We start from the raw sequence: 9,806 nt of genomic DNA on the forward strand, positions 1-9,806 counted from the left end.
CCCAGTGCTCATGGCCGATTCCGTCTGCCACGATCAGACACATGAAGAATTTCGTAGTCAAGACGATCGCCAACGCGGGCGCCCTGGCGGTCGCCGTCTGGCTGCTCGACAAGATCACCCTCACCGGTGACAGCACGGGCAAGAAGGTCGGCACCCTGCTCGTCGTCGCGCTGATCTTCGGCCTGGTGAACTTCCTGGTCAAGCCGATAGTCAAGCTCCTGAGCCTGCCACTGCTCATCCTGACGCTCGGGCTGTTCACACTGGTCGTCAACGCGCTGATGCTGCTGCTGACCTCGTGGCTCGCCGACACGTTCGACCTGAGCTTCCATGTCGAGGGCTTCTGGACCGCGGTGCTCGGCGGCCTGATCATCTCGATCGTCTCCTGGGCGCTCAACGTCGTCCTGCCCGACGGGGACTGAGTACCTGATGACCTACCGCGTCTGCTTCGTCTGCACCGGCAACATCTGCCGCTCGCCGATGGCGGAGTCCGTCTTCCGCGCCCGGGTGGCGGAGGCCGGGCTCGACGGCTTGGTCGAGATCGACAGCGCCGGCACCGGCGGCTGGCACGAGGGCGACCCCGCCGACCCGCGCACCGTCTCCGTCCTCGAGGAGCACGGCTACGACGGCGGCCACACGGCCCGCCAGTTCCAGCCGTCCTGGTTCGCCCGTCTCGACCTCGTCATCGCGCTCGACGTCGGCCACCTCAAGGCCCTGCGCCGCCTCGCGCCCTCGCCGGAGGACGCGGCGAAGGTGCGCCTGCTGCGTTCCTACGACCCCGCCGCGGGCGACGAACTGGACGTGCCGGACCCGTACTACGGCGGCCGGGACGGCTTCGAGGAGTGCCTGGAGATGGTGGAGGCGGCAAGCACGGGCCTGCTCACCGCGGTCCGCGAGCAGGTGGAGGGACAGGCCGCATGAGCGACGCGCGGGCGCAGGGGCTGCCCTCCGGTGACGGGGACGGCACGCGCGCGGTGCGGGCCGGGCTGCCCGAGCCGGTCAAGTACGAGCCCACTCTGCCCGGCCCGGTGTTCGCCGCCCACTACCACCTGCCGGGCGAGCCCACGGGGCCGTACACCTACGGACGCGACGAGAATCCGACCTGGTCCCACCTCGAGCGCGCCATCGGCGAGTTGGAGGCGCCGGGGGAGGACGGCGTCGAGACGCTGGTCTTCGCGTCGGGCATGGCCGCGACCTCGTCGGTGCTCTTCTCCCAGCTGCGCGCCGGGGACGCGGTCGTCCTGCCCAGCGACGGCTACCAGGCGCTGCCCCTGGTGCGCGCGCAGTTGGAGGCGTACGGCATCGAGGTGCGCACGGCGCCGACCGGCGGGGACGCACAGCTCGGCGTCCTGGACGGCGCGAAGCTGCTGTGGATCGAGACCCCGTCGAACCCCGGACTCGACGTGTGCGACATCCGGCGGCTCGTCTCGGAGGCACACGCGCGTGGCGCCTTCGTCGCTGTCGACAACACGCTCGCGACGCCCCTCGGGCAGCGACCGCTGGAACTCGGCGCCGACTTCTCGGTGGCCAGCGGCACCAAGCAGCTGACGGGACATGGCGACGTGCTGCTGGGATACGTCAGCGGCCGCGGCGCCGAGGCCATGGCCGCCGTACGGCGCTGGCGCAAGATCGTCGGGGCGATTCCGGGGCCCATGGAGGCCTGGCTGGCGCACCGTTCCCTCGCCACGCTCCACCTGCGCGTCGAGCGGCAGAACGCCAGTGCCCTGGCGGTCGCCGAGGCGCTGCGGGACTGGCCGGAGGAGCTCGGCGTGCGCTATCCGGGGCTGCCCGGGGACCCGTCGCACGCGATCGCCTCGCAGCAGATGCGGCGCTACGGGTGCGTGGTGTCCTTCACGCTGCCCACGCGCGCGCGTGCCGAGCGTTTCCTGGGGGCCCTGCGGCTCGTCGACGACGCGACCAGCTTCGGTGGTGTGCGGTCCACGGCCGAGCGGCGCGGACGCTGGGGAGGCGACGCCGTGCCGGAGGGCTTCATTCGCATGTCGGTCGGCGCGGAGGATCCCGAGGACCTGGTGGCGGATGTGCTGAGTGCACTGGACGCTTCAGCGCAGTGACCGGAGTTTTGTCTGCGTCCGTTGCCGTCGATGGTGTCCGCATACGTAGAACGGGCGGTCCGAGCCTCCCCCCTCGTGGCTCGGACCGCCCCCGGTTCCGCGCGCGAAGAACCGCGCGAACAAGGCTAGTTGACTCTCTGTCAGTGTCCAATCACAGTAGCGACAGCGACCTATCGACTTATTTATAGTTGGGCCCTGCCTGCCCTGGGGGTGAGGAGAAGGGCGGGGAACGGGAGGGTGTCGCATGGATCTGGCCTTGTTGCGCACCTTTGTGACCGTGCACCGGGCCGGTTCCTTCACTCGCGCCGCCGCGCTGCTCGGACTGTCCCAGCCGGCCGTGACCTCACAGATCCGCACCCTGGAACGGCAGTTGGGCCGCCCTCTCTTCCTGCGCCAGGCCCGCGGAGTGACGCCGACGACCATCGGCGACGAACTCGCCCACAAAGCCGCGCCGCATCTCGACGCCCTGGTGGAGATCGCCGAGACCGGTCTCGACGACGAGTCCTCGTTACGAACCCTGCACCTCGCCGGCCCTCCCGAGTTCACCGCCGAGCGAGCGCTTCCCGCGCTCACCGAGCTGACCGGCGAGGACAGCCAGGGACTCGCGCTGCGCGCATCCTTCGGCAACGCCGAGGAGACCTTGGAAGGGCTGGCCGCCGGGCATCACGATCTGGCCATCAGTACGGCCCGTCCGCGCGGCGGTCTGCTCACCGCGACTCCGCTCTGCGACGAGGAGCACGTACTCGTCGCCGCTCCCCGCTGGGTCGACCGGATCGGCGCGGGGCAACTGCGCCACAAGGGAGCGCACGCGCTGGAGGACGTTCCGGTGGTGGAGGTCCACGAGTCCCTCCCGTTCGTCTCCCGGTACTGGGCTTCGGTCTACGACTCCCGTCCCGTCGCCCCGGGCACCGCGATCGTCCCGGACCTGCGCGCGGTCCTCGCCTGCGCGGTCGCGGGGGCAGGGCTCGCAGTGCTGCCCCGCTATCTGTGCGCGGACGCGCTGGAGCGCGGTGACGTCGTCGCCCTGCACGATCCGCCGGTGCCACCACTGCGGACGTACTTCCTGGTGGTCCGCACAGGCACGCTGGCGATGCCGCATATCGCGCGGGCCCACGAGTGGCTGCTGAGAGCGGCTTCCGACTGGGCTTGAGCCCGGCTTACCGCAGGGCCTGAGCAGCCGCTTCCGAGCGGGCCTGAACTGGGTGTTCGGGGCCGTCACGGCCTGAGCTCGACCGGTGACGTTTCGCGATGTTTCACGTGGAACCAGCCGGGCCACATTTCTCCCATGACCGTCCGACCCGTGGTCAAGCGCACCGCACGCGCCGTTCTGCTGGATGGCGACGACCTGATCCTGATCAAGCGCACCAAGCCCGGTGTGGATCCCTACTGGCTCACTCCCGGTGGTGGGGTCGAGCCGACGGACACGACTGTCGTCGACGCCCTGCACCGTGAGGTGTACGAGGAGCTCGGCGCCAAGATCATCGACGTCGTGCCCTGCTTCGTCGACACCGTCGAGCACATAGGCGAGGACGGCGGCGCGACCGGCGTCAAGGTGCAGCACTTCTTCGTCTGCCGCCTGGAGTCGATGGACACGTCCTTGCGGCACGGGCCCGAGGTGGACGAGCCCATCGGCGAGTACGAGATCGTGCGGGTGCCGTTCACCCGGGTCGGGATCGCCTCTGTCCATCTCGTACCGCTGTCGCTGCGGCACTACCTGGACGGCAACATCGAGGGCGTCCGCGCGATGCACGCCCCCGACCTGGGCTGATCCGCCCGAAGGTCAGCTCCCGGTGACGACGAGTTCCTCCACCGAGTCGTGCCGTATGCGCTCGGACGGGATGCCGATGTCCCTCAGCGCGTCCACGCCGCTGCGGATCATGCCGGGCGGTCCGGAGACGTAGGCGTCGTACTCCCTCCAGGGCTGCCCGTACTCCCGTATGGCGTCGGGTAGCTGGAGGAGTCCGTGCCGGTCCACCACCGGGCGGACATCCAGCCAGGGGTGGGACTGCTGGAGGCGGAGCATCGTGTCGATGTCGTAGAGGTCCTGATTGCTGCGGGCGCCGTAGAAGACCTCGACCGGTCGGCGTTCGCCGTGTTCGGCGACGTCCTCGACGAGCGCCTTGATAGGCGCTATGCCGGTGCCTCCGCCCAGACAAAGCAGACCGCTGTCCGTGGTGTGGTCCACGGTCATCGAACCGGCCGGCGGGCCGAGCCGGATGATGTCCCCCGGCCGGGCGCGGTGCACCATCGCGTTGGAGACCCAGCCGGCGGGCACGGCCTTCACATGGAACGTCAGCAGGCCGTCGGAGCGAGGCGCCGAGGCGAAGGAGTAGTGCCGCCAGATCCTCGGCCACCAGGGCGTCTCCAGGCTCGTGTACTGCCCGGCTAGGAAGGGATAGGGCTGGTCGGGACGGACGGTGACGACCGCGATGTCCGGGGTCCTGAGATCGTGCGACACGACCTCCGCGTACCACCAGGCCGGGGCGCGTAGTTCGTCCGCCGCAGCCGCGTCGATCATGACCTGCGAGATCGTCGTGTACGCACGGACCCAGGCGGCCTCCATCTCCCCGTTCCAGACACCGGCGCCGTACTTGCTCAGCGCGCCGATGAGGCACTCGCCGACCGCCGGGTAGTGCTCGGGCCGGGTGCCGTACTTGCGGTGGCCGCGGCCGAGGTTCTGCAGGTAGTCGACGAGGACGGGCTTGTTGTCGATGTGCTCGGCCGCCGTGAGCAGGGCCTTGAGCAGCCGGTCCCGCTGGGTGTCCATCGCGGCCGGGAACAGGGACCGCAGGTCGGGGTGGCGCACGAAGAGCAGCGCGTAGAAGTACGAGGTGACCTTGTCGGCGACGGGGCCCACCTCGGCCATCGTCCGGCGGATCAGGATGGCGTCCGGAGAGGCGGCTTGAGACGGGGCGGGGCGCTGGGTCGGGACGTGCACTTGGGGGGAGGCCGGGGATACGGGGGTGCTGCTCGATATCGCCGGGTGGGCTGTGGCCTGGGTTGCGGCGGCCTGAACGGGGGTGGGGGGTGCCTGGCCTGAGGGCGAGGCGAAGGCGGGGACGAGCGGCTCCTGGCCTGGAGCCGGGGCACCGGCCGAGGCCCCTTGGCCTGTGGCCGAGGCCGGCTGCCCGGACAGCGGGGGCGATATGTGACTCGGGGCGGGAGCGGCTGGAGTCGGTATCGCGGCCGGTGCGCCTCGTCCCGGGGCGGGATGTGCGACGGGGTCCGGCGCGCCTGGACCGGAGCCGACGTCCGCGGGGGCCGGCTCCGCCGGGCCGTCCGTCGTGGCGGGCTGCGTGCCGTCCTGGGTCGGCGGGGCCGTTCCCGCGCCCGTCGCCGTCCTGCCGACCGGGCGCATCGCGGCCAGACGGCGGCCCTCGGCCGTCTCCTGTTCGGTGCCCGGTGTCGCCGCCGGCTGCTTGCGCGGCGTGAACCAGCCGCCCCCGCCGCCGGAAGTGCCGTTGTCGGCCGACGTGGTGGTCGGAGCGTCCATGGTGTGCCTCGCCTCGAACATCTTTCGGTCGGTCTGCGCACTTCCTCGGTCGGAATGTGCCTGCTTCCCCCGCGACGGCTTGCTCTTCCCTGTTCGTTGCCGTGGCCAATGCGGCCACATTCAACCCGTATTCACACTCAGTACGGACAAGTAACGCGAGAGTGTGACATTGGCCGCAGTACCCCCACCGAAGCATCCCACCGCGTGTGGGCGCCTTGGCCGCATACCCGAGAATGCGGGTCTTCGATCTCTCCGTCCCATTAGGCTGCTTTGCCTTGCGGCCGGTCCGCGCTGGGAGTCTGCATCACAGCTCGGATACGAACCGGAGTCGACCCTACCGGCCGAAGCCCCGATCACAAGTCCCCCCTTCCTCTCTCACGAATTGGGCGAGGCGGCGAACGAGCAATTCCTTCAATTACCGGCCGCTGCGCACCAATTCATAGGCTTCCCACAGATCCATCCCCATGTAGGAGTGGGTCGCGAGTCCGGTCAGATGGCGATCCGCGTTGACTGCGACGGAAACCGGGACGGCTCCGAACAGGTCCTTGTCCGACAGTGAATCGCCATAGGCGACGCAGTCGGCCCGCGTCACCCCGAACTCCTCACAGAGCCGGTCGGCGATCCGGACCTTGGCCGCGGCGCTGAGCACTCCCGCCGGGTCCACAGGCTCGGTGAACGGCACGGCTGGAAAGCGGGACCCGTACGCCGCATGCGCTCCCCAGCCCGTCAGCCGCTCCACGAAGAAGGACGGTGAGAGGGATACGACGGCGCAGTAGTCGCCCTGTCCCCTGATCTCCGCCCAGACGTCACGGATCCGGGCCAGCCAAGGAGCACCGTCGAAAGCGGCACCCACATGGGCCTCGGTGAGACCCGCCCAGAGCGCGTGCACCCGCGTCGCGTACTCCGGTGGCCCGATCAGCCCCGCTGAGATCTCCCGGTCGAGCGCCACGGTCTCCGCTTCCAGCCCGAGTTGCCGTGAGATCTCCACGGGGGCGGAAGTTCCGTGCAGGAGCGTGCCGTCGAGGTCGAAGAGGTGAAGTCTCGCCATGGGCCTTGAGGCTAATGGGACGACTGTTGCTCCCCTGTCTCGGCATGAGCGCTCACCTGTCTCGGCATGAACGCTCACCGAAAGCTCTTGATGGCCGCCTACTGATGGACGCTCGCCGTTCGTCCATGTTTCACGTGAAACACCCGGCGTCAGTCGGCACGCTGTGCGGTGGGCCCATGACATGGCCAAAAGCTCGTAGGTCTCCCCGGAAACGGCTGGACGATCAGGGCAGTCGTCAGACAGCCTGACCTGCGTGCCGACTCCTTCCCTCGCCGCTCTGCCCATCCGCCGTCTGACGCCTCGCGACCTCACCGCCTGCGCCGACTTGTCCGAGGATCGAGGTTGGCCCCGCGAGGAACACAAGTGGGGGTTCCTTCTCACGGCCGGGAAGGGTTACGGCATCGACGACCCCGAGGGCGGTCTCGTCAGCGCCTGCGTGGTCACGGAGTACGGATCTCACGGCCGTCCCGATCTGGGGGCCATCGGCATGGTTCTGGTCGCCGAGCGCCATGCCCGACGGGGCATCGGCCGCCGGCTGATGCGTCACGTCATCTCCGCGATGGGCACGACGCCGCTGACACTGCACGCGACGCCGAACGGCCGACCGCTCTACGAGGAACTCGGCTTCAAGGCCACCGGCCGGGCGGAGATGCTGCGCGGACACTTCCGCCCCGGCCCCTCGGCGCCTGGTGTCGCCACGCGCGCGGCCACCGCCGAGGACCTGACCGCGATCGTGCGGCTCGACGAAGAGGTGTTCGGCGCGGACCGCACGCACATCATCACGCGGCTCCCCGCTTTCACCGACCAGCTGCGTGTCGCCGAGGCGAGCGGCCGGATCGTCGGCTACGCGGGAGCCTGGCCCAACATGGACACGCAGGTCGTGGGCCCGCTGATCGCCCGCGACACGGAGACCGCGAAGGCGCTCATCGCCTCCCTCGCCGCCCACACCGACCGCCCGCTGCGCACCGACATCGACGTGCGCCATGAGGAGCTGCTGGCGTGGGCGATGGAGCACGGTCTGGGCTCCGTCGCCTTCAACGCCGTCATGACGTACGGCATCGCGGAGCTGCCCGGCGACTGGACCCGGCGGTTCGCCCCGCTGACGGTGGCGGCGGGCTGAGGCACGCGGGGGCGGACCAAGCACCTCACCGCACGAAGCGCCGGTCCCCCGTCAGGAATCGACGGCGAAGCGCCGGTTCGGGACAAGGACCGGCGCTTCGTCAATACGAGGTTGTTGTCAGCGTCAACACAGGGTTGCTGTCAGCCGAGTGCCTCGATCGCAGCCGTCGCGAATCGGTGGTCCTGCTCGGGCGCCCCACCGCCCACCCCGATCGCGCCGACCAGCCGGCCGTCCCGATGGATCGGCACACCGCCCGCGATGAAGAGCAGCGGCCGATCGAGCGCGGTGGGCAGGGTGTGGAAGAGGCCACCAGGCTGTACGGCGTCGACGAGATCCGCGGTGGGGGCGTCGAGTTGGAGTGCCGTGTAGGCCTTGCGGGTGCTGGTCTCCCCGGAGATCAGCACGGCTCGGTCGTCACGCCGGAAGGCGAGCAGATGGCCTCCGGCGTCCAGAACCGTGACGCTGACGGTCACCCCGGCGGCCTCGGCGGCTTGGTGGGCGGCGGCGACGAGGGCGTCGGCGTCCTGGGTGGTCAAGGGGGCGATGGCGGTGGCGGTGCTCATTGAGGGTTCTCCTTGCGGTGTGGTGCTGAGGTGGCCGGTCGCGGGCCGTAGGTGCGGGGGCGGCCCTGACCCCGCACACGGATCGGCTCAGTGGTGAACGGCAGCTCGCTGCCCGGCGGGCGCGGTGCTCGTGACGACGGTGCTGGGGGATGCTCCGTCGCGGCGCTCCAGCGCTGCCGAGACGAAGGCGAGCAGGAGCGCGGCCGCGGCGAGGGCGGCGCCGACCCAGTTGGGGGACGTGTAGCCGAACCCGGCCCCGATCACGATGCCGCCGAGCCAGGCGGACAGGGCGTTGCCGAGGTTGAAGGCGCCGATGTTCACGGCCGAGGCCAGCGTCGGGGCACCGTGTGCCTGGTCGAGGACGCGCTTCTGCAGCGGTGGGACGGTGGCGAAGCCCAGGGCGCCGATCAGCGCGATCGTGATCGCCGCGAGGATCTTGTTCTGCGCGGTGAGCGTGAAGAGCGCGAGCACGACGGCCAGGGCGCCCAGAGAGACGTACAGCAGGGGCATCAGCGCGCGGTCGGCGTACTTGCCGCCGATCAGGTTGCCGCCGACCATGCCGAGCCCGAACAGGACCAGCAGCCAGGTGACGGAGCCGTCGGCGAAGCCGGCGACGTGGGTCATCATCGGCGCGATGTAGGTGATGGCCGCGAAGACGCCGCCGAAGCCGAGGACCGTCATCGCCATGGCCAGCAGGACCTGGGCGTTCTTGAAGGCCGCCAGCTCGTGGCGCAGGCGTACACCCTGTGGCTTGGGCATGTCCGGGACGAGCTTGGCGATGCCCGCCAGGCCGACGACGCCGAGTGCCGCGACGATGCCGAACGTGACGCGCCAGCCGAGGGACTGCCCGACGAACGTGCCCAGCGGGACACCGACGACATTGGCGACGGTCAGGCCGGTGAACATCATCGCGATGGCCCCGGCCTTCTTGTCCGGGACGACCAACTCGGCCGCCACGACCGACCCGATGCCGAAGAAGGCACCGTGGGCGAGCGAGGCGACCACACGGCCGATCAGCATGACGGCGAAGGCGGGAGCGACCGCGGACAGCAGGTTGCCCGCGATGAACAGCCCCATGAGCAGCATCAGCATCCGCTTGCGGGTGACCTTGGTGCCGAGCACGGTCATCAGGGGAGCGCCGAGGACCACCCCGAGCGCGTAGCCGGTCACCAGGAACCCGGCGGTGGGGATGGAGACCCCGAAGTCGCCCGCGACCTCGGGCAGCAGGCCCATGATCACGAACTCGGTCGTCCCGATTCCGAAGGCCCCGATCGCGAGGGCCAGAAGCGCGAGAGGCATGTAGGGGTACACCTTCCCAGAGATTGCAGGAGCGCTTTACACGTCACGACAATACTTGCAGACGCTGCATACTTGCAAACGCAGACTATTTCGATCCAGCGCTACTCTTGCTTCAGTCGCTCCGGGACGGAGGAACGCCATGACAGCGACGGATCCCGCGCTGACCGCCCTCGCCCAGGGCTGGTGCGCCCTCTCCCTGCTGCACGGCAGGATC

At 69.8% G+C, this 9,806-nt stretch carries 10 protein-coding genes and 1 pseudogene; 7 read left to right on the forward strand and 4 right to left on the reverse strand.

Features of this window, described 5'->3' with window-relative positions:
• Positions 1 to 41 precede the first annotated feature (41 nt).
• The 5 genes from ABD932_RS38110 to ABD932_RS38130 all read left to right on the forward strand — a co-directional run bounded on the left by ABD932_RS38110 (position 42) and on the right by ABD932_RS38130 (position 3,837).
• Positions 42 to 419 (forward strand): phage holin family protein, encoded by a 378-nt coding sequence (locus ABD932_RS38110; protein ID WP_345020260.1) that lies wholly within the window; start codon positions 42 to 44, stop codon positions 417 to 419.
• A 7-nt stretch (positions 420 to 426) separates the two neighbouring features.
• Positions 427 to 918, forward strand: a complete 492-nt coding sequence (locus ABD932_RS38115) for a low molecular weight protein-tyrosine-phosphatase (RefSeq protein WP_345020262.1) — start codon at positions 427 to 429, stop codon at positions 916 to 918.
• Complete coding sequence (locus ABD932_RS38120; RefSeq protein ID WP_345020264.1) at positions 915 to 2,069, forward strand: cystathionine gamma-lyase; 1,155 nt, start codon at positions 915 to 917, stop codon at positions 2,067 to 2,069. The genes ABD932_RS38115 and ABD932_RS38120 overlap by 4 nt, the downstream gene beginning before the upstream one ends.
• A gap of 244 nt (positions 2,070 to 2,313) precedes the next feature.
• Positions 2,314 to 3,219, forward strand: a complete 906-nt coding sequence (locus ABD932_RS38125) for a LysR family transcriptional regulator (RefSeq protein WP_345020266.1) — start codon at positions 2,314 to 2,316, stop codon at positions 3,217 to 3,219.
• Between the two features lie 135 nt (positions 3,220 to 3,354).
• Positions 3,355 to 3,837 carry an NUDIX domain-containing protein gene (locus ABD932_RS38130; RefSeq protein ID WP_093907682.1) on the forward strand — a complete coding sequence of 161 codons (483 nt, stop codon included), beginning with the start codon at positions 3,355 to 3,357 and terminating at the stop codon, positions 3,835 to 3,837.
• Between the two features lie 12 nt (positions 3,838 to 3,849).
• On the opposite strand, the gene ABD932_RS38135 is transcribed toward ABD932_RS38130, so the two are convergent.
• Positions 3,850 to 5,562 (reverse strand): globin domain-containing protein, encoded by a 1,713-nt coding sequence (locus tag ABD932_RS38135; RefSeq protein ID WP_345020268.1) that lies wholly within the window; start codon positions 5,560 to 5,562, stop codon positions 3,850 to 3,852.
• Between the two features lie 415 nt (positions 5,563 to 5,977).
• Positions 5,978 to 6,610, reverse strand: coding sequence for an HAD family hydrolase (locus tag ABD932_RS38140; protein ID WP_345020270.1), 633 nt, complete (start codon positions 6,608 to 6,610; stop codon positions 5,978 to 5,980).
• A gap of 253 nt (positions 6,611 to 6,863) precedes the next feature.
• Between ABD932_RS38140 and ABD932_RS38145 the strand changes: the two genes are divergently transcribed.
• Positions 6,864 to 7,730: a GNAT family N-acetyltransferase gene (locus tag ABD932_RS38145; RefSeq protein WP_345020271.1), complete on the forward strand. Its 867-nt coding sequence runs from the start codon at positions 6,864 to 6,866 to the stop codon at positions 7,728 to 7,730.
• Between the two features lie 140 nt (positions 7,731 to 7,870).
• Here the strand turns inward: ABD932_RS38145 and ABD932_RS38150 are convergent, their stop codons facing one another.
• Positions 7,871 to 8,293 (reverse strand): GlcG/HbpS family heme-binding protein, encoded by a 423-nt coding sequence (locus ABD932_RS38150; RefSeq protein WP_345020273.1) that lies wholly within the window; start codon positions 8,291 to 8,293, stop codon positions 7,871 to 7,873.
• 87 nt (positions 8,294 to 8,380) lie between these two features.
• A complete protein-coding gene (locus ABD932_RS38155) occupies positions 8,381 to 9,592 on the reverse strand; it encodes an MFS transporter (protein WP_345020274.1) in 1,212 nt (403 codons plus the stop codon).
• A gap of 139 nt (positions 9,593 to 9,731) precedes the next feature.
• On the opposite strand from ABD932_RS38155, the pseudogene ABD932_RS38160 reads away from it, so the two are divergent.
• Positions 9,732 to 9,806, forward strand: a pseudogene (locus ABD932_RS38160) (MarR family transcriptional regulator); the annotation flags it as partial.

Origin of the sequence: Streptomyces shaanxiensis, assembly GCF_039537145.1 — a bacterium.
Classification (GTDB): domain Bacteria; phylum Actinomycetota; class Actinomycetes; order Streptomycetales; family Streptomycetaceae; genus Streptomyces; species Streptomyces shaanxiensis.